16 protein-coding genes are annotated in these 19,445 nt (G+C 38.3%); 14 read left to right on the top strand and 2 right to left on the bottom strand.

Annotation, left to right across the window (positions count from 1 at the left end; translation table 11 throughout):
• The first annotated feature begins 3 nt into the window (after positions 1-3).
• The 5 genes from frr to IGJ11_RS07840 all read left to right on the top strand — a co-directional run bounded on the left by frr (position 4) and on the right by IGJ11_RS07840 (position 5,823).
• Complete coding sequence (frr, locus tag IGJ11_RS07860; RefSeq protein ID WP_010718873.1) at positions 4-561, top strand: ribosome recycling factor; 558 nt, start codon at positions 4-6, stop codon at positions 559-561.
• Between the two features lie 229 nt (positions 562-790).
• Positions 791-1,600, top strand: coding sequence for an isoprenyl transferase (locus tag IGJ11_RS07855; protein WP_010718874.1), 810 nt, complete (start codon positions 791-793; stop codon positions 1,598-1,600).
• Positions 1,597-2,397, top strand: coding sequence for a phosphatidate cytidylyltransferase (locus IGJ11_RS07850; RefSeq protein ID WP_010718875.1), 801 nt, complete (start codon positions 1,597-1,599; stop codon positions 2,395-2,397). The genes IGJ11_RS07855 and IGJ11_RS07850 overlap by 4 nt, the downstream gene beginning before the upstream one ends.
• Before the next feature lie 384 nt (positions 2,398-2,781).
• Positions 2,782-4,050 (top strand): RIP metalloprotease RseP, encoded by a 1,269-nt coding sequence (rseP, locus tag IGJ11_RS07845; RefSeq protein WP_010718876.1) that lies wholly within the window; start codon positions 2,782-2,784, stop codon positions 4,048-4,050.
• Between the two features lie 69 nt (positions 4,051-4,119).
• The gene (locus IGJ11_RS07840) at positions 4,120-5,823 is read left to right on the top strand and encodes a proline--tRNA ligase (protein ID WP_010718877.1); all 1,704 of its coding nucleotides are present in this window, start codon (positions 4,120-4,122) and stop codon (positions 5,821-5,823) included.
• A 196-nt stretch (positions 5,824-6,019) separates the two neighbouring features.
• Here IGJ11_RS07840 and IGJ11_RS07835 read toward each other — a convergent pair whose 3' ends face one another.
• Entirely contained in the window at positions 6,020-6,814 is a 795-nt protein-coding gene (locus tag IGJ11_RS07835; RefSeq protein WP_053766742.1) for an SDR family NAD(P)-dependent oxidoreductase, read from the bottom strand.
• A 16-nt stretch (positions 6,815-6,830) separates the two neighbouring features.
• Positions 6,831-7,673, bottom strand: coding sequence for an aldo/keto reductase (locus IGJ11_RS07830; RefSeq protein ID WP_438772478.1), 843 nt, complete (start codon positions 7,671-7,673; stop codon positions 6,831-6,833).
• A gap of 131 nt (positions 7,674-7,804) precedes the next feature.
• On the opposite strand from IGJ11_RS07830, the gene IGJ11_RS07825 reads away from it, so the two are divergent.
• The 9 genes from IGJ11_RS07825 (at position 7,805) to truB (ending at position 19,444) form a co-directional block, all read left to right on the top strand.
• Positions 7,805-8,170 (top strand): winged helix-turn-helix transcriptional regulator, encoded by a 366-nt coding sequence (locus tag IGJ11_RS07825; RefSeq protein ID WP_010737776.1) that lies wholly within the window; start codon positions 7,805-7,807, stop codon positions 8,168-8,170.
• Positions 8,171-8,320: 150 nt separating this feature from the next.
• Positions 8,321-12,673, top strand: coding sequence for a PolC-type DNA polymerase III (locus IGJ11_RS07820; protein WP_207431938.1), 4,353 nt, complete (start codon positions 8,321-8,323; stop codon positions 12,671-12,673).
• 143 nt (positions 12,674-12,816) lie between these two features.
• Complete coding sequence (gene rimP / locus IGJ11_RS07815) at positions 12,817-13,290, top strand: ribosome maturation factor RimP (RefSeq protein WP_010718882.1); 474 nt, start codon at positions 12,817-12,819, stop codon at positions 13,288-13,290.
• Between the two features lie 21 nt (positions 13,291-13,311).
• The gene (gene nusA, locus IGJ11_RS07810) at positions 13,312-14,499 is read left to right on the top strand and encodes a transcription termination factor NusA (RefSeq protein ID WP_096708951.1); all 1,188 of its coding nucleotides are present in this window, start codon (positions 13,312-13,314) and stop codon (positions 14,497-14,499) included.
• A gap of 23 nt (positions 14,500-14,522) precedes the next feature.
• The gene (gene rnpM, locus IGJ11_RS07805; RefSeq protein WP_010718884.1) at positions 14,523-14,816 is read left to right on the top strand and encodes an RNase P modulator RnpM; all 294 of its coding nucleotides are present in this window, start codon (positions 14,523-14,525) and stop codon (positions 14,814-14,816) included.
• On the top strand, positions 14,813-15,124 hold the full coding sequence (locus tag IGJ11_RS07800) for a YlxQ-related RNA-binding protein (protein ID WP_010718885.1): 312 nt from the start codon (positions 14,813-14,815) through the stop codon (positions 15,122-15,124). Before rnpM ends, IGJ11_RS07800 begins: the two co-directional genes overlap by 4 nt.
• Before the next feature lie 12 nt (positions 15,125-15,136).
• Complete coding sequence (infB, locus tag IGJ11_RS07795) at positions 15,137-17,491, top strand: translation initiation factor IF-2 (protein WP_207431940.1); 2,355 nt, start codon at positions 15,137-15,139, stop codon at positions 17,489-17,491.
• A 19-nt stretch (positions 17,492-17,510) separates the two neighbouring features.
• The gene (gene rbfA, locus IGJ11_RS07790; protein WP_010718887.1) at positions 17,511-17,858 is read left to right on the top strand and encodes a 30S ribosome-binding factor RbfA; all 348 of its coding nucleotides are present in this window, start codon (positions 17,511-17,513) and stop codon (positions 17,856-17,858) included.
• 662 nt (positions 17,859-18,520) lie between these two features.
• On the top strand, positions 18,521-19,444 hold the full coding sequence (truB, locus tag IGJ11_RS07785) for a tRNA pseudouridine(55) synthase TruB (RefSeq protein ID WP_010718888.1): 924 nt from the start codon (positions 18,521-18,523) through the stop codon (positions 19,442-19,444).
• Position 19,445 lies beyond the last annotated feature (1 nt).

Raw genomic sequence — 19,445 nt, 5'->3', positions numbered from 1 at the left:
AAAATGGCAGATGCAATTATGACAGAAGCAAAAGAAAAGATGCAAAAAGCAGCACAAAATTTACAACGTGAGCTTGGACAAATTCGTGCAGGACGTGCCAATGCAAGTTTACTTGATCGAATCACAGTTAATTATTATGGTGCACCAACACCTTTGAACCAAATGGCTTCAATCCAAATCCCGGAAGCACGTGTTTTAATGATCACTCCATTTGATAAGAGCATTTTACAAGATGTTGAAAAAGCAATTATGGCAAGTGATATTGGAATCAGTCCAACCAATGATGGGAATGTCATTCGTTTAATTATTCCTCAATTAACTGAAGAACGTCGTAAAGAATTAGCAAAAGATGTAAAAAAAGAAGCAGAAAATGCAAAAATCGCTGTTCGCAACATTCGTCGTGATGCAATTGATGAATACAAAAAACAACAAAAAAATGGCGATATCACAGAAGATGATCTACGTGGATTAGAAAAAGAAGTACAAAAACTAACCGATGAAAGCATCAAAGAAGTAGATAAAATCGCTAGTGACAAAGAACAAGAATTACTGGAAGTTTAATCATAAAGCTTGGTAGAATCAGTCTTTTATCAATGCCGTTTATGTATTTTCACACCTACTAAAAAGCCTTGGACGATTTCTTGTCCAAGGCTTTTTTTATAGCAAAAGTTAAAAAATAAGAAAAAAGTCGTAGAAATAACTAAAAAAAGTAATCCAGCATAGGAAATCACGTGATAAATTGATATAATACTAAAGATAGTGGTAACTTTTAAGTATAGGAGGAAAAAGAATGTTACGTTTTTTTCCGCAAAAAAACAAGTATATTCAAGAAAAAAGTGATTTTCATTTTGCGGCTGAAGGTCCCATTCCTCAGCATATCGCAATCATTATGGACGGAAATGGTCGTTGGGCCCAAAATCGACGTTTACCTCGAGTTGCTGGACATAAAGAAGGGATGGAGACAGTTAAAAAAGTAACCAAACAAGCTTCTCGTTTAGGTGTGAAAGTTTTAACCCTCTATGCTTTTTCAACAGAAAATTGGAAACGACCAAAAGATGAAGTCCGTTTTTTGATGCAACTTCCAGTGGATTTTTTTGATACATTTGTTCCAGAATTGATCAAAGAAAACGTTCAGGTTCGTGTCATGGGCTATGAAGAAGTATTACCTGAACATACACAAGATGCTGTTCGTCGAGCAATTGAGCAAACAAAAGATAATACTGGAATGATCCTTAACTTTGCTTTGAATTATGGAAGCAGAGCAGAGATTGTGACAGCAGTCAAAAAAATTGCTGAAGAAGTCAAAAATGAAGAAACTGCGATTGAAGCTATTGACGAAGAACTGATTGCAGATCATCTCATGACTGGTTTTTTGCCAACCGAATGGCGGGATCCTGAATTGGTTATTCGAACAAGTGGGGAAGAAAGAATTAGTAACTTCTTGCTTTGGCAACTTGCATACAGCGAATTGTATTTCACAAAAGCTTTGTGGCCTGATTTTGATGGGGCGCATCTAGAAGAAGCAATCGCAGCATTTCAAAACAGAGACCGTCGTTTCGGTGGCGTGAAGAAAACAGAGAAAGAAGGAGATCAGTCATGAAGCAACGAGTGATCACAGCTGCTATTGCCCTGGTCCTATTTATACCAATTATATGGATCGGTGGAATCACAATCGAATTTGTAGCAGCTTTGTTAGCAGTCGTCGGTGTCTATGAGTTATTCCGTATGAAGGGCTTGACGTTGTTAAGTTTTGAAGGAATATTATCAGCGATTGGAGCAGTTATTTTAGTTCTACCAAAAGAACGTTGGTTTTTCTTTTTACCGGAGAAGACAAGCACGTTTATGCTCTTTTACTTGATCGTCATGATCTTGTTAGGGACATCAGTTATTTCAAAGAATACCTATACGATTGATGAAGCGGGGTTCCCGGTAATTACTAGTTTATATGTAGGTATTGGATTTCAAAATTTCGTCAATGCAAGAACAGAAGGTTTGGCAGTCTTGCTCTTTGGATTATTTGTCGTTTGGGCAACTGATATCGGTGCTTATATGGTTGGAAGACAATACGGAAAACATAAGTTAAGTCCAGATGTTTCACCAAATAAAACAATCGAAGGAGCATTAGGTGGTATTGCTAGTGCATTAGTCGTTGCTTTGTTGTACTTCTTGTTCTATCCAGCCAAAGAATTATTTGGACATGGGCTGTTCTTCATGCTCCTTGTAACGATGCTCTTATCGATCGTGGGACAATTTGGTGATCTCGTTGAATCTTCGATCAAACGTCACTACGATGTCAAAGATTCTGGGAATATCTTACCAGGGCATGGCGGGATACTAGATCGTTTTGATAGTTTGCTTTTTGTCTTTCCAATCATGCATTTATTTGGATTGATTTAGTGATCATCAAAGACTTGAATGAGCACTTGCCTAATCGTCTACTCATTTATAAATAACAATAGTTTAATAGGATGTCAATGAGTTGTTAACTAAATATGGGTATGGGAATGAAGCATTATCTTTTTTCAAATCAATATGCGAGCTTTATGTTCACATCTTACTCAAAAAAGAATACGTGGTGTCTTAGAAGTTGTTCGTTCAGAAAATAAGCCGAATAATCCAGAAGAAAAATAGTTTTGGATTATTCGGCTTATTTCTAAAAATTGATTATTTCCAGCGCCACCTCTTTTCTTTAAAAAAACTAGGGCTATTGGTGAATAGCTATTAATATGGTAAAATTAAGATGTTTTATTTAACCTAAAAAAAAGTAAAGGAGAATGTAAAATGAAAACAATTATTACATTTATTATTGTTTTTGGCATTTTGGTCATTGTTCATGAATTTGGACACTTCTTCTTTGCGAAACGATCAGGAATTCTCGTTCGAGAGTTTGCAATTGGTATGGGACCCAAAATTTATGGGCATCAAGCTAAGGACGGAACTACCTATACACTACGTTTATTGCCAATCGGAGGTTATGTGAGGATGGCAGGAAACGGGGACGATGAAACAGAGATGGCTCCGGGAATGCCGTTATCTCTTTTATTAAATTCTGATGGTATCGTAGAGAAAATCAATTTAAGTAAAAAAGTACAGCTTACAAATAGTATCCCGATGGAATTGATTCGTTATGATCTTGAAGAAGAATTAACGATTACTGGCTATGTCAATGGCGAGGAAGAACAAGAAGTGACTTATTCTGTCGCGCATGATGCTTCGATCATTGAAGCCGATGGCACAGAACTTCGAATCGCTCCAAAAGACGTGCAGTTCCAATCAGCCAAATTATGGCAACGGATGTTGACGAATTTCGCAGGACCAATGAATAATTTCTTGTTAGCTATTTTGTTATTTATTCTGCTTGCTTTTATGCATGGCGGAGTTCAAGTCACTAACACGAATCAAATTGGCGAAGTCTTACCTAATGGTGCAGCACAAACTGCTGGTTTAAAAGAAAATGATAAAATCTTGGAGATCAATGGTAATGCCATTCATTCTTGGGGAGATCTAACGGCTACGATCACCGAGAATCCTGGGAAAAAACTCAATGTTGAAGTCGAACGCAATGGTCAGAAACAAACCCTTTCAGTAACACCAGGCGTGGTAGAATCGAATGGGAAAAAATATGGGCAATTAGGAATCAAAGCACCAATGAAAACGGGATTTTTTGACAAAATCATTGGAGGAACACAACAAGCTTTCAGTAGTTCATTAGAAATTTTTAAAGCACTAGGCTCATTATTTACAAACTTTAGTTTAAATAAATTGGGCGGTCCTGTAATGATGTTCCAATTATCTTCAGAAGCTGCAGATCAAGGAATATTAACGGTCATTAGCTTGATGGCCATTCTTTCGATGAATTTGGGAATCGTTAACTTATTACCAATTCCAGCGCTTGACGGAGGAAAGCTTGTCTTGAACGTCGTGGAAGGGATTCGTGGAAAACCAATCAGCCAAGAAAAAGAAGGCTTTATCACATTAGCAGGATTCGGTTTATTGATGCTTTTAATGGTATTAGTCACATGGAATGATATCCAACGATTCTTTTTCTAGAAAAAGTTTATAAATAGGGTATAATTACAAACGATAAATGATTATATGAGAAATGAAGGAGTATATAGAATGAGACAATCAAAAATGTTGATTCCAACATTACGAGAAGTTCCAAATGATGCAGAAGTACTAAGTCATCAAATTTTATTAAGAGCAGGGTATATTCGCCAAGTTTCAGCTGGTATTTATTCTTATTTGCCTCTTGCTAATCGTGTATTGGAAAAATTAAAAACGATCATGCGTGAAGAATTTGAAAAGATTGGCGCTGTCGAAATGTTGATGCCAGCTCTCTTACCTGCGGAATTGTGGGAAGAATCTGGTCGTTATGAAACTTACGGCCCAAATTTATATCGTCTCAATGATCGTAATGATCGCAAAATGATCTTGGGTCCAACTCATGAAGAAACATTTACTGAATTGATTCGCAATGAAGTCAATTCCTATAAAAAATTGCCGTTGAACCTTTACCAAATCCAGACAAAATATCGTGATGAAAAACGTCCACGGTTTGGGTTATTACGTGGCAGAGAATTTATTATGAAAGATGCTTACTCTTTCCATTCATCAGAAGAAAGTTTAGATGAAGCGTATAAAGATTATGAAAAAGCATATACTGAGATTTTCAAACGTTGTGGGTTAGATTTCCGAGCAATCATTGGTGATGGTGGCGCAATGGGTGGTAAAGATTCAAAAGAATTCATGGCGATCTCAGAAATCGGTGAAGATACGATCTGTTACTCAACAGAAAGCGATTATGCCGCTAACTTAGAAATGGCGACAAGTTATTATGTCCCTAAAAAATCACATGAAACACAACTTGAATTAGAAAAAATTGCGACACCAGATGTAAAAACGATTGAAGAAGTAGCGAACTTCTTTGAAACTGAGCCACAAAAAATCATCAAATCTGTTTTATTTATGGCAGACGAAAACCCAGTATTGGTATTAGTACGTGGGGACCACGATGTCAATGATGTGAAACTGAAAAACTTTTTAGCGGTTGATTTCTTAGAAGAAGCAACAGAAGAAGATGCTCAAAAATACCTAGGAGCAGATTTCGGCTCTGTTGGTCCAATCGGTGTAGCAGAAGAAGTAAAAGTCTACGCTGATCGTCATGTCCAAGACTTAGCGAACGCTATTACTGGAGCGAATGAAACTGGGTTCCATTATGTGAATGTCAACCCAGAACGAGATTTTGAAGTGATCTCATATGAAGACCTTCGCTTTGTTCAAGAAGGAGATCCATCACCTGATAATAATGGTGTATTGGCATTTACACGTGGAATCGAAATCGGACATATCTTTAAATTAGGCACACGCTATAGTGAATCAATGGGCGCAACCGTATTAGATGAAAATGGACGTGAAAAATTTGTCATTATGGGTTGTTACGGAATTGGCGTAAGTCGTCTGCTTTCAGCAATCGTTGAACAAAATTCAGATGAAAATGGCATTAACTGGCCTAAAGGAATCGCGCCTTTTGATTTACATGTTGTTCAAATGAATCTAAAAGACGAAAACCAAACGAACTTAACCGAAGAAGTTGAACAAACGATGTTAGCTGCTGGTTATCAAGTACTCGTTGACGATCGTAATGAGCGTGCAGGTGTGAAATTTGCAGATTCCGATTTAATTGGCTGTCCAATTAGAATTACAGTAGGTAAAAAAGCGGTGGATGGTATCGTTGAAGTCAAAATTAAGAAAACTGGGGAAATGGTTGAAGTTCGCAAAGAAGAGCTAGCAAATACGTTACCCATTCTTTTAAATCAATAAAATACAGTTAAGAAAGAAAATTCTTGCTTGAAATGAAAGACAAGCCTAACCAATAGTTGGGCTTGTCTTTTTTCTAATGAGACTGAGGCAAGTTTTGGCTCGGTATCCTTCGTTTTTTGTTTCTCACATTTGTTCGAATGAAAAATCATACTGGCTCTTTAGTAAGAAGAAATTGATTTGTGTTACAAAATCGTTCTTAATAAATTGTTGGCACCAATCCTCCATCAAGTCGCAAGGCAGCGCCAGAAAAAGAAGTTGCATAGGGGCTAGAAACAAATGCAACAAAACGCCCGATTTCTTCTGGTCGAATCAAGCGTTGGATCTGTGAGAGTGGACGATGATTTTTCATAAAATCTTGTTCCCATTCAGATTCAGGCAATTGGCTGTCTGCGTACATTGTTGTTAACATTTCTTGAACGCCCTCTGTCAAGGTGGAGCCAGGCATGATCGTGTTGACGGTCACTTGAGAGCCAACAGTCAATTTGGATAAACTTTTTGCTAAAGAAAGATTCATCGTTTTGGTCATACTGTATTGAGCCATTTCACCTGAAGGCATCACTGCTTCTTCACTCGCAATAAAAAGGATACGACCAAAATCTTGCTTCAACATTTTAGGTAAATAATTTTTGGCTAATGCATTTCCAGCAAGTACATTGACTTGGAAAAAATGTTCCCAAATATCATCTGTGATAGCTAAATAATCCATCGGTTCAAAAATCCCCATATTATTGATCAAAATATCTACTGTAGGAAATTGCGTAAACAGTTCTTGCCGTGCTTCTGGATCTGCTAAATCAAATGGCGCACGCTGAGGGTTAGTTTGGGGGAATTTTTCTTTTAATTCAGTGACCACTTGATCAACAAGCGGTGCGTGACGACCGTTTATGATGACATCTGCACCTTCTTTTGCCAATTCGATCGCAATGGCCTTTCCGATGCCTTTTGTTGAGCCAGTGACTAACGCAACCTTATGAGATAAACCTAGTTCCATCTTACATCTTCCTCCTTTATTTAAAATCGAATGTATCAGGATTTGGTCCTACCCGAAAATGATCGTTCAATGCATTCAAAACCGTCATTTCATCTTCAGAAAGAACGAAATCAAAAATGTCAGCATTACTTTTCATTCGTTCGGGCTTAACTGACTTGATCACTAATAAGATGTCTTGCTGGATATCCCAACGTAAGATTACTTGGGCTGGAGTAATATGATGCGCTTCAGCAATCTCTACTATAGTTGGGTGATTCAATAGTTTCCCTTGCATCAAAGGGGACCACGCTTGGATCTTTATTGCATGTTTTGCGCAGAAATTGCGTAGTTCAATTTGAGATAACTTTGGATGTAGTTCCACTTGGTTGAGAACGGGAATGACATTCGCATGTGTCAATAATTTTTCTAAATGAGTGATTTGAAAATTGCTAACACCAATCGCTTTGATTTTCCCCGCTTGATATAATTGTTCCAAAGCACGCCATGACTCTAAAAATGCATCTTCGCCAGGCCAATGGATTAAATAAAGATCTAGATAGTCTAGTCCTAGACGTGCTAAACTGGTTTCAAAAGCTTGGATCGTTTCGTCATAGGTTAAATGATCGTTCCAGACTTTGGAGGTTACGAATAGTTCTTCTCGAGAAATTCCAGCAGCTTTCAGCCCTTCTTTGATTCCGATTCCTGTACCAATTTCATTATCATATATTTGAGCAGTATCAATCAACCGATAGCCCTTTACAATGCCTTCTTTGACTACTTCAGCAGTTTGGGTATCAGAGATTTGAAAGACACCAAGTCCTATCCCTGGAATTTCTATTTGGTTATTTAACATGATTCGATCATTCAATGAATGGATCATCTATACTCCTCCTTTAATTTTCAATAGATATAATGTATACTAGATAGGCTCTAATAGATAGTACCTACTTTATTGTGCTATAGTGTCTAAAAAGTAACTATTGGATAGTAAAAGGATTTTAGGAGGGAAATATGATTGAAAAAACGTATAATATTGGTGTAGAAGCCACGATGGATGTTATCGGTGGGAAATGGAAACCGATTATTTTATGCAACTTGCGTCACAGTCCGCTTCGTCCCAGCGACTTAAAACGAAAAATTCCTAATCTTAGCCAAAAGATGTTGACTCAACAATTGCGTGAATTAGAAGCAGACGGTATTGTTGTACGAACCTCATATCATCAGGTTCCACCAAAAGTTGTTTATTCCTTAAGTGAATATGGTCAAACATTAAGTAGTGTGTTAGATGCGTTATGTGATTGGGGCGAACTGCATGTTACTACGTTGCAAGAGCAAGGAGTACCAATCAGCTTACGTTGTGAGGATTCATTTAGCTAAGTAATCAACGATTTAGAACGAGAAAGAAAATTCTTTGTCGTTTTTTTAATGTAAATCCATGTAAAAACGGGTATACTAAATAGTACTGAAAGAAGAAGAGGTTCAAATGAAATAGCATTGATTTGTCCTCGTCAGAAAGGGCGTATGGTTTTGTCAGAAAAACGAGAGTTATTTGAAAAATTGTTGGAACAAATCCAACTAGAAGAAGTGGAAAAAAATCATCCACTAATCTCTGCTGGCGAAATGGAGCGTGTAGTGGTTCACCGCAAATCAAGATTGTGGGAGTTTACCCTACACTTTACTCAAATTTTACCGATCATGCTTTATCGATCATTGCTCCAAAATTTGACACTGGCATTTAAAGATATTGCACAGATCAGATTAACTATCAAAGCTGATGATCAGCAGTTTGATGAAAAATTATTACAAGATTATTGGGCACAAGCTTTAGAAAGCCAACAATGCGATACGCCGTTGGCTCAACAAGTTTTAAAAACACAAGTCCCTATATTGAAGGAACAGAAAATTGTCTTGCCAGTCGATAGTAATGGCGCTATTAATTATTTAAAGCAACAATATCTACCTTTAGTTGAAACGCTGTTTGTCAGCTACGGGTTCCCTAAATTTCGTATCGAACCTGAAATTGATGAAGAACAAGCAGAACGTGTGCTAAAACTGTTTGAAGAGCGGAAGCAAGAACAAGCAGAAGCGTTCATGAAGCAAGCTGCGGAAAGTTTGATTGTCCATGAACAAAAGAAAAAAGAAAGAAAAGAGCAACTTCCTGTACTAGATGGACCGATCCAGTTAGGTCGTAATATTCCAGCAGATGAACCGACAATACCAATGATCAATATCGTTGAAGAAGAACGTCGTGTGACCTTGGAAGGCTATGTATTTGATAAAGAAGTGCGTGAGCTACGTTCAAAACGTAAGATCCTAACGTTAAAAATCACCGATTATACTTCTTCTTTTATTGTTAAGAAATTTTCAAATAATGAAAAAGATGAACAAATCTTTGATGCAATCAGCGTAGGAAGCTGGTTAAAAGTTAGAGGAAGTATCCAAGAAGATACATTTGTGCGAGACCTGGTGATGAATGCACAAGATATCATTGAGGTGAAGCATGCACCTCGTAAAGACTATGCTCCTGACGATGAGAAACGAGTGGAATTACATGTTCATAGTAATATGAGTACGATGGATGCAACCAATAGTATCTCTGACCTTGTGGCTCAAGCTGGAAAATGGGGACACAAAGCGATTGCGATCACGGATCATGGAGGGGCACAAGCATTTCCTGAAGCGCATAGTGCCGGTAAAAAAGCAGGCGTAAAAATTCTTTATGGGGTTGAAGCCAATGTTGTAGATGATGGTGTGCCGATTGCTTACAATGATGAACATGTTTCTTTGAATGAAGGAACATATGTCGTATTTGACGTGGAAACCACTGGATTATCTGCTGTTTATGATACGATCATCGAATTAGCTGCGGTCAAGATGTATAAAGGGAATGTCATTGAAAGCTTTGATGAATTTATTGATCCTGGACACCCACTTTCCCGCACAACGATTGATCTAACTGGGATCACAGATGAAATGGTACGAGGATCTAAATCAGAAGAAGAAGTCCTACGTCTGTTTCTCGAGTTTTCAAAAGATTCGATTCTGGTCGCCCATAATGCCGCGTTTGATATGGGATTCTTGAATACAAGTTATGCAAAATATGGGATCCCAGAGGCGACGAATCCAGTCATCGATACGCTGGAATTAGCCAGATATCTGTATCCTCAATTTAAACGATTTGGTCTAGGTGTGTTATCTAAAAAATTTGGTGTCAGTCTTGAACAGCATCACCGAGCGATTTACGATGCTGAAGCGACAGGTCATTTAGCATGGATTTTCGTTAAAGAAGCAATGGAAAACCATGAGATGCTCTACCATGATCAACTCAATGCTCATGTGGGAGAAGGCGATTCGTATAAACGAGCAAGGCCATTTCATGTGACGATCTTAGCGAAAAATCAAGCTGGATTAAAAGATTTATTCAAATTAATCTCGATGTCGAATGTGGAATATTTTGAACGTGTCCCACGTATTCCTCGTTCACAACTGAAGAAATTACGTGAGAATCTTTTCATTGGCTCTGCTTGTGATAAAGGTGAGATTTTCGAAGCAATGATGCAAAAAGGAATTGAAGAAGCTAGAAATCGAGCAAAATTTTATGATTATATTGAAGTGATGCCAAAAGCGGTCTATGCACCATTGCTTGAGCAAGAACTAGTCAAAAATGAACATGATTTAGAAGAAATCATCAAAAATCTAGTTGAAATCGGAAAGTCATTGGACAAAATCGTCGTTGCTACTGGGAATGTTCATTACCTTAATGAAGAAGATGCAATCTATCGGAAGATTTTGATTAATTCAATGGGTGGGGCTAATCCGTTGAACCGACATAGTTTGCCTGATGTGCATTTTAGAACAACAGATGAGATGTTGACTGCTTTTAACTTTTTAGGAAAAGATCTAGCGAAAGAAATCGTCGTTGACAATACGAATAAGATTGCTGACCTTTGTGAAGAGGTCATTCCGGTGAAAGATGATTTGTATACGCCAAAAATTCCTGGATCTGAAGAAGAGATTTCTGATTTGAGTTATACCAGAGCTAAACAGTTGTACGGTGATCCATTACCAGAAATCATTGAAAAACGATTAGAAAAAGAATTGAATTCGATCAACGGGAATGGGTTTTCTGTGATCTATTTGATTGCGCAAAAACTGGTGCATAAAAGTAACGAAGATGGTTATTTAGTTGGTTCGCGTGGATCAGTTGGTTCTAGTTTTGTTGCGACAATGACTGGGATCACTGAAGTAAATCCATTAGCCCCTCACTATTATTGTCCTGATTGCCAGTATTCAGAATTCTTTGAAGATGGTACTTACGGTTCGGGGTTTGATATGCCTGAAAAAAAATGTCCGAAATGTGGCGCACGATTAAATAAAGATGGCCATGATATTCCTTTTGAAACGTTCTTAGGGTTCCATGGAGACAAAGTACCAGATATCGATTTGAACTTTTCAGGTGATTACCAAGCAGAAGCGCACAACTATACGAAAGTTTTGTTTGGGGAAGAATATGTTTATCGAGCAGGAACAATCGGTACAGTTGCCGATAAAACAGCTTATGGCTTTGTTAAAGGTTATGAGCGAGATCATAATTTACAATTTCGCAGTGCTGAAGTTGATCGATTAGCCAAAGGTGCGACAGGCGTGAAGCGAACGACTGGACAACATCCAGGGGGGATCATCGTTATTCCCGATTACATGGACGTATATGATTTTACACCGATCCAATATCCAGCAGATGATCAAAATTCAGAATGGAAAACAACGCATTTTGATTTCCATTCTATCCATGATAATGTACTGAAGCTTGATATTCTGGGACATGATGATCCGACAGTAATCCGTATGTTGCAGGATTTATCGGGAATCGATCCACAAACGATCCCAACTGACGATCCAGAAGTAATGAGAATTTTTGCCGGTCCAGATGTCTTGAACGTTACCAGTGAACAGATTTATTCTAAAACAGGGACACTAGGTATCCCAGAGTTTGGGACACGCTTTGTTCGGGGAATGTTGGAAGAAACACATCCAACGACTTTTGCTGAACTCTTACAGATTTCCGGATTATCACATGGGACCGATGTATGGTTAGGCAATGCAGAAGAATTGATCAAACGTGGGGATGCAACTTTGGCTGAAGTAATTGGTTGTCGGGATGATATCATGGTTTACTTGATCCATGCTGGATTAGATAGTGGGATGGCTTTTAAGATTATGGAAACCGTTCGTAAAGGGCTATGGAACAAGATCCCTGATGAATTACGAGAAACCTATCTATCCGCCATGAAAGAAAACAATGTTCCAGATTGGTACATTGATTCTTGTTCTAAAATCAAATATATGTTCCCAAAAGCCCATGCAGCGGCTTATGTTTTGATGGCCTTACGTGTAGCTTATTTTAAAGTCTATTTCCCTATTTTATACTATTGTGCCTATTTCTCAGTTCGAGCGGATGATTTTAATCTTGTGGCTATGTGTAAAGGGAAAGATGCGGTAAAACAAGCGATGAAAGAAATCACAGATAAAGGTTTGGATGCCTCAGTCAAAGAGAAAAATCAGTTGACCGTCCTTGAATTAGCGAATGAAATGTTGGAAAGAGGCTTCCATTTTGGCATGATCGATCTATATAAATCAGATGCCGTGAACTTCGTGATCGAAGGAGACACATTGATCGCACCATTTAGAGCTGTCCCAAGTTTAGGAACAAACGTTGCAAAACAAATCGTTGAAGCACGAAAAGATGGACCATTCTTATCAAAAGAAGATCTTGCTACACGAGGAAAAGTTTCTAAAACGTTGATTGAGTATATGAACGACAACGGGGTATTGAAAGACCTTCCAGATGAAAACCAACTTTCCTTGTTTGATATGTTCTAATCAAGGGTTAGCGTGGAAGCTTGTCATTTTAAATGAAATATGGTATAGTTATTTATAGGTAATGATACTAACTGTGAGTGAGCGGAATTTTCGCTCACTCTTTTTAATGGAATTACGGAAGCAATTTTAAGGAGGCGAACTTTTTGAGTAGCGTCGTTGAAACAGTCACAGCAATGGTGACTCCGATTTTAGAGGAACAAAATTTTGAACTTGTCGAAGTAGAATTTGTGAAGGAAGGCAAAAGTTGGTTCTTACGAGTATTCATTGACAAAGATGGCGGAATCGATATCGAAGAATGTGCATGGGTTAGCGAAAAACTTAGCGAAAAACTTGATGCAGCAGATCCAGACCCAATCCCACAAGCTTATTTTCTAGAGGTATCATCTCCAGGGGCAGAACGCCCATTAAAAAAAGAGAAAGATTACGAAAAAGCGCTTGGAGAATATATCCATGTTTCTCTTTATCAACCAGTTGATGGAGAAAAACAATATGAAGGATTTCTCCAATCAGTTGATGCTGAACAGCTGATATTGAAAATACGCATAAAAACACGGGAAAAAGAATTAATTCTTGACCGAAAAAATATTGCCAAAGCTCGCTTAGCGATCCAATTTTAATCACGGAGAGGAAACAGAAAAATGAGTAAAGAAATGCTAAACGCATTAGATGCATTAGAAGCTGAAAAAGGGATTTCAAAAGAAATCGTGATCGACGCTTTAGAAGCTGCTTTAGTTTCTGCATACAAACGCCATTATGGTCAAGCTCAAAATGTTGAAGTTGAATTTGATCAAAAGAAAGGGAAAATTCACGTCTATGCTGTGAAAGAAGTTACTGAAGAAGTAATGGATTCACAATTAGAAGTATCATTAAAAGATGCGCTTTTGATTAATCCGGCATATGAGATTGGTGATACCATCCGTTTTGAAGTGACACCAAAAGACTTTGGACGAATTGCTGCACAAACAGCAAAACAAGTTATTTTACAACGTGTCAGAGAAGCAGAAAGAACCATCATTTACAATGAGTTCAGCGCTTATGAAAAAGACATTATGCAAGGTATCGTTGAACGTCAAGATAAACGATATATCTATGTAAATCTTGGAAAGATCGAAGCTGTTTTATCGAAACAAGATCAAATGCCTAATGAATTTTATCAACCGCATGATCGTATCAAAGTGTACGTTTCTCGTGTAGAAAATACGTCAAAAGGTCCACAAGTCTTCGTTAGCCGTAGCCATCCAGATCTATTACGCCGTTTATTCGAACAAGAAGTGCCAGAAGTTTATGATGGGATCGTTGAGATCGTAAGCATTGCTAGAGAAGCGGGCGATCGCTCAAAAGTAGCCGTTCGTTCAAATGATGAAAATATTGATGCAGTTGGAACTTGTGTTGGACCAAAAGGCCAGCGTGTGCAAGCGATCGTGAATGAATTAAAGGGTGAAAACATGGATATCGTTGAGTGGAACGAAGATCCAGCGGTATTTATCACGAATGCTCTGAATCCAGCGCAAGTGATCGATGTGATTTTTGATGAAGAAAATCCTAAAGCTTGTACCGTTGTCGTTCCAGATTACCAATTATCCTTAGCGATTGGTAAACGTGGACAAAATGCACGTTTGGCTGCCAAACTAACAAATCACAAAATCGATATCAAGTCAGAATCAGATATGGCTGAATATTATGAAAAACAAGCGCAAGATCAAGAAGAAGCTTCTGAAGAAGTCGCTCATGATGAAGCGATCGTTCAATCTGATTATACAGATGATGAATATGAAACGATTGCTTTCAACGATGAAACAGTTGAAAATACGGATCAAGATGCTTAACAATTAGCTTAGGAGGCGAAGAGATGAAACAAAGGAAGATTCCTTTACGCAAATCTGTGGTTTCAGGTGAAATGAAACCCAAAAAAGAGATGATTCGAATTACCCGTTCCAAAGAAGGGGAAGTATCGATTGATCCCACTGGGAAAATGCCAGGCCGTGGTGCGTATGTCTCACTTGAGCCAGCTGAAGTACAACAAGCTTGGGATAAGAAGATTCTTGATCGGGCGTTAGAAACGACTTTGACAGATGAATTCTACCAAGAGTTACTCGATTATGTAACCCATCAAAAAGCACGAAAAGAGCTATTCGGTAAATGAATGAAGGAAATCGGCAAAAAGCCATGAATCTCATTGGGTTAGCGATGCGCGCTGGTAAGTTGATTACCGGCGAGGAGTTGACCATTGCAGACATTCGTAAACAGAAAGCAAAGATCGTGTTTGTAGCAAATGATGCGAGTGAGAATACGAAGAAAAAAGTGAAAGATAAGAGTTCATATTATGAAGTTCCTTGCTTTGAACTATTTTCCGAAGCTGAAATCACGCAGATGATTGGGAAGCCTCGCAAAGTATTTGGAATCGTAGATAACGGTTTTGCGAAGAAAACCAAGGAGCTAATTGAAGGTTAGGAAGGTGATTGCATGAGCAACAAACGAATTTATGAACTAGCAAAAGAATTAAATCAGCCTAGTAAAGACGTTGTGGAAAAGGCGCAGCAACTTGGGATTAATGTGAAGAATCACATGGGAGCAATCACAACTGGTGATGAAAAGAAGTTGCAACAAGCGTTCAAAAAACCACAGACGAATAAAAAACCAGCACAGCAAGCCAGCCAAAAGCCAGCCACAAACCAGCCGAATGAACAAAAGAAACAAGAAACAAAAACGAAACAACAAAAAAATAACCGCAACTATCAAGATCGCGGTCAAGGGAGCGGTCAAGTGAATCAAGGAAAAAACCAATCAACAAACCAAAACCGAAGTAATAATGGAGGCGGAAATAACCAAAACCGTCAAGGAGCAACACAAAATGGCAATCAAAACCGCCAAGGATCAACACAAGGCGGAAACCAAAATCGCCAAGGATCAAACCAAGGTGGTAACCAAAACCGTAACAACAATAATAATCGTGGTAAATTTAACAATAACAACCGCAATCGTTTTAACAAAAAAGGGAAAAAAGGAAAACAACAAACTTCCAATAAACCTGCTGTACCACCACGTAAATTCCGTGAGTTACCAGAAGTATTAGAGTATACTGAAGGCATGAACGTTGCGGATATTGCGAAGAAAATCCATCGTGAACCAGCAGAGATCATCAAAAAATTATTTATGCTTGGCGTAATGGTCAACCAAAACCAAGCACTAGATAAAGATACGATTGAACTCTTAGCAACAGATTATGGGATGGAACCACAAGAAAAAATCCAAGTAGATATCGCAGATATCGACAAATTCTTTGAACCAGAAGAATTAAATCCTGATACATTGGTTTCTCGTCCACCAGTTGTAACAATCATGGGACACGTCGACCACGGGAAAACAACATTACTTGATACATTACGTCATTCACGAGTAACAAGTGGCGAAGCTGGTGGGATTACACAACATATCGGTGCCTACCAAATCGATATCGATGGCAAACCAATCACATTCTTAGACACACCTGGGCATGCTGCATTTACAAGTATGCGTGCGCGAGGAGCAAGTATCACTGATATCACGATCTTAGTTGTAGCAGCAGATGACGGTGTTATGCCACAAACAGTCGAAGCAATCAACCATGCGAAAGCAGCTGGCGTACCAATTATCGTTGCTGTTAATAAGATTGATAAACCAGGGGCAAATCCTCAACACGTGATGCAAGAATTAAGTGAATATGAATTGATTCCAGAAGCTTGGGGTGGAGAAACGATTTTCGTTGAAATCTCTGCTAAATTTGGTCAAAATATTGACGAATTGCTAGAAATGATCTTGCTGGTTGCGGAAGTAGAGGATCTAAAAGCAGATCCTAAACAACGAGCAATTGGCACAGTAATTGAAGCACGTCTAGACAAAGGAAAAGGACCTGTTACAACATTACTTGTTCAACAAGGAACTTTAAACGTAGGTGACCCAATTGTAGTAGGAAATACCTATGGACGTGTGCGTGTGATGGTCAACGACTTAGGTCGTCGTGAAAAATCTGCTGGACCAGCAACACCAGTTGAGATCACTGGGTTAAACGATGTGCCACAAGCAGGTGACCGCTTTGTTGTCTTTGAAGATGAAAAAACTGCTCGTGCAGCCGGTGAAGAACGTGCCAAACGTGCGTTGTTAGAACATCGTGCGATCACTAGTCGGGTAACATTGGACAACTTGTTTGAAAGCTTAAAAGAAGGCGAATTAAAAGAAGTAAATGTTATCATTAAAGCTGATGTACAAGGTTCTGCAGAAGCATTGGCTGCTTCATTGCAAAAGATCGATGTAGAAGGCGTACGTGTGAAAATCGTCCATTCTGCAGTTGGTGCCATCAATGAAAGTGATGTAACCCTTGCAGCAGCAAGTAATGCGATCATCATTGGGTTCAATGTTCGTCCTACACCACAAGCTAAAATTCAAGCGGATAATGAAGAAGTGGACATTCGTTTACACCGAATCATTTATAAAGCAATCGAAGAAATCGAAACAGCGATGAAAGGGATGCTAGATCCAGAGTTTGAAGAAAAAATCACTGGTCAAATGATCGTTCGAGAAACATTCAAAGTATCAAAAGTTGGAACGATCGCTGGGGCTTATGTCACAGAAGGATACATTCGACGTGATAGTGGCGTTCGCGTGATCCGCGATGGTATCGTTATTTACGAAGGACAACTAGCTAGCTTGAAACGTTTCAAAGACGATGTAAAAGAAGTTAAAATGGGTTATGAATGTGGTGCAATGATCGAAAAATTTAATGACATCAAAGTCGATGACGTCATCGAAGGCTTCATTATGGAAGAAATCAAAACAAATTAATTTTAGGAGGCCGCTCAATATGGCAAACTATCGAGACCGCCGAGTCGGTCAAGAAATTTTAAAAGAAGTAAATGATATTTTACGCAAAAAAGTTCGTGATCCTCGTGTAGAAAACGTGACAATCACTGATGTCCACGTTACGGGAGATCTACAACAAGCAACCATCTATTATAGTATTTTATCTGACTTAGCTTCAGATAAGAAAAAAGCACAGGAAGGCCTAGCAAAAGCAAGTGGACTGATTCGCCGTGAATTAGGACACAACTTAAGCATCTATAAAACGCCTGAATTAACTTTTGAATTAGATGAGTCAGTGGGGTATGGTAACCACATTGATGAGTTGCTTCGTAATTTAAATAAAGATTAAAACAAAAAGAGCTATAAACCTTAAGAAGTGGGGTTATAGCTCTTTTTTAGTAGTTTTTTTAGTTTTAGCTTTTTATAAAGCAGAGATACCGCAGTTACACCATCATCTAATTTTTTAGAAAAAAAGTTCAAACTACACAATGCAAGTAGTTTAAAATGACAAACGCACAGTACCGTAATTTTACTGTACAGAATACATGAGAAAAAAATGAGCAATTTGTACGTGTCTCGGACAGGTTGTGAAAGAAGCGGTCAACTCCAAACGAATAAGAGAGAATCTTTTAAAATAGCTTTTCTTATTTTGAAAAATTCTCTCTTATTTTTAAGAAGTGGCTTCTTGGACACCGTTTATTAAGAGTTAGATTTATACTTCAGACTCTTTTCGAGATTCGTATATGATCCTCAGTTTTTTGTTTTGGGGAAGACTAGGATCATTTATTCCTTAAAAGCTGCGACTCGTTTTAATCAAAGGCTGCAAATGAAGGATTCAAGCTTGCCTTTGTCTAAGAGAATAACATGAATTGTATTTACAGGTTTGTGAAGTTTTATTACAAGTTTGTTGCCAAATAATAAAAACGTAGCGAAAAAAGGTAAAATCGTCACATTATTGTGGGATGTGTTATAATGACAAAGTTGATATTTTATTGGATAGGGAGAAAAAACATGGACGGATTATTACCTTTGTGGAAAGAACGTGGCATGACAAGTCATGATTGTGTATTTAAATTAAGAAAAATCTTACATATGAAAAAAATTGGTCATGGTGGTACGTTAGACCCTGATGTTGATGGTGTGTTACCGATTTGCCTTGGAAAAGCGACTAAAGTTATCGAATATTTAAGCGATGCAGGAAAAGTATACCAAGGAGAGATTACATTAGGATTTAGTACAACGACAGAAGACAAATCTGGTGAGGTCGTCGAAAGTAAAACAGTTGATCGATTAATCAGTGATGAAGAAATTGATGAAACGATGAAAAGTTTTATCGGGGAAATCACTCAGATACCACCGATGTATTCAGCTGTCAAAGTGAACGGCAAACGTCTTTATGAGTATGCCAGAAACAATGAAACAGTTACACGTCCCGTGCGTAAAGCGCAGATTGAACGTTTTGAAAGAACAAGTGACGTGCATTGGGACCAAGAGAAGGGGTTGCTATCTTGGCGTTTTGAGGTAGTATGCGGGAAAGGGACTTATGTACGAACGCTTGCTGTTGATACTGGGAAAAAATTAGGCTATCCTGCTCACATGTCCGATCTAACTCGAACAGCTAGTGGAGGAATGAAGAAGGAGCAGGCAATCACTTTACAGCAAGTAGCAGATTATATGCTTGCAGGAACCTTTGAAGAACATTTATTGCCACTAGAAGCTGGTGTTGCTCGTTTTAAGAGAGTAGACATTAGTGATCGTGTTTGGGAAAAAGTTAAAAATGGTATGCGCTTAGATTATCAGGTATTTAACTTAGCAGAAATGCCGACAGAAGAGATCGCACTTTTTTACCAAGACAAAGTAGTAAGTATTTACCAGCCAAATCCAAAAGAAAAAAATAAATTAAAACCAAGCAAAGTGTTGAGGAATGAGGTATAAA

It is taken from the genome of Enterococcus sp. DIV0691, from assembly GCF_051711145.1.
Taxonomy (GTDB): Bacteria; Bacillota; Bacilli; order Lactobacillales; family Enterococcaceae; genus Enterococcus_B; species Enterococcus_B hirae.
This window is presented reverse-complemented; position numbering and strand designations above follow the sequence as displayed.

Bases quoted from the DNA above. Each gene is read 5' to 3' on its own strand.
- frr (WP_010718873.1), top strand. From the start codon at position 4: ATGGCAGATGCAATTATGACAGAAGCAAAAGAAAAGATGCAAAAAGCA.
- IGJ11_RS07855 (WP_010718874.1), top strand. From the start codon at position 791: ATGTTACGTTTTTTTCCGCAAAAAAACAAGTATATTCAAGAAAAAAGT.
- IGJ11_RS07850 (WP_010718875.1), top strand. From the start codon at position 1,597: ATGAAGCAACGAGTGATCACAGCTGCTATTGCCCTGGTCCTATTTATA.
- rseP (WP_010718876.1), top strand. From the start codon at position 2,782: ATGAAAACAATTATTACATTTATTATTGTTTTTGGCATTTTGGTCATT.
- IGJ11_RS07840 (WP_010718877.1), top strand. From the start codon at position 4,120: ATGAGACAATCAAAAATGTTGATTCCAACATTACGAGAAGTTCCAAAT.
- IGJ11_RS07835 (WP_053766742.1), bottom strand. From the start codon at position 6,814: ATGGAACTAGGTTTATCTCATAAGGTTGCGTTAGTCACTGGCTCAACA.
- IGJ11_RS07830 (WP_438772478.1), bottom strand. From the start codon at position 7,673: ATGATCCATTCATTGAATGATCGAATCATGTTAAATAACCAAATAGAA.
- IGJ11_RS07825 (WP_010737776.1), top strand. From the start codon at position 7,805: ATGATTGAAAAAACGTATAATATTGGTGTAGAAGCCACGATGGATGTT.
- nusA (WP_096708951.1), top strand. From the start codon at position 13,312: ATGAGTAAAGAAATGCTAAACGCATTAGATGCATTAGAAGCTGAAAAA.
- rnpM (WP_010718884.1), top strand. From the start codon at position 14,523: ATGAAACAAAGGAAGATTCCTTTACGCAAATCTGTGGTTTCAGGTGAA.
- IGJ11_RS07800 (WP_010718885.1), top strand. From the start codon at position 14,813: ATGAATGAAGGAAATCGGCAAAAAGCCATGAATCTCATTGGGTTAGCG.
- infB (WP_207431940.1), top strand. From the start codon at position 15,137: ATGAGCAACAAACGAATTTATGAACTAGCAAAAGAATTAAATCAGCCT.
- rbfA (WP_010718887.1), top strand. From the start codon at position 17,511: ATGGCAAACTATCGAGACCGCCGAGTCGGTCAAGAAATTTTAAAAGAA.
- truB (WP_010718888.1), top strand. From the start codon at position 18,521: ATGGACGGATTATTACCTTTGTGGAAAGAACGTGGCATGACAAGTCAT.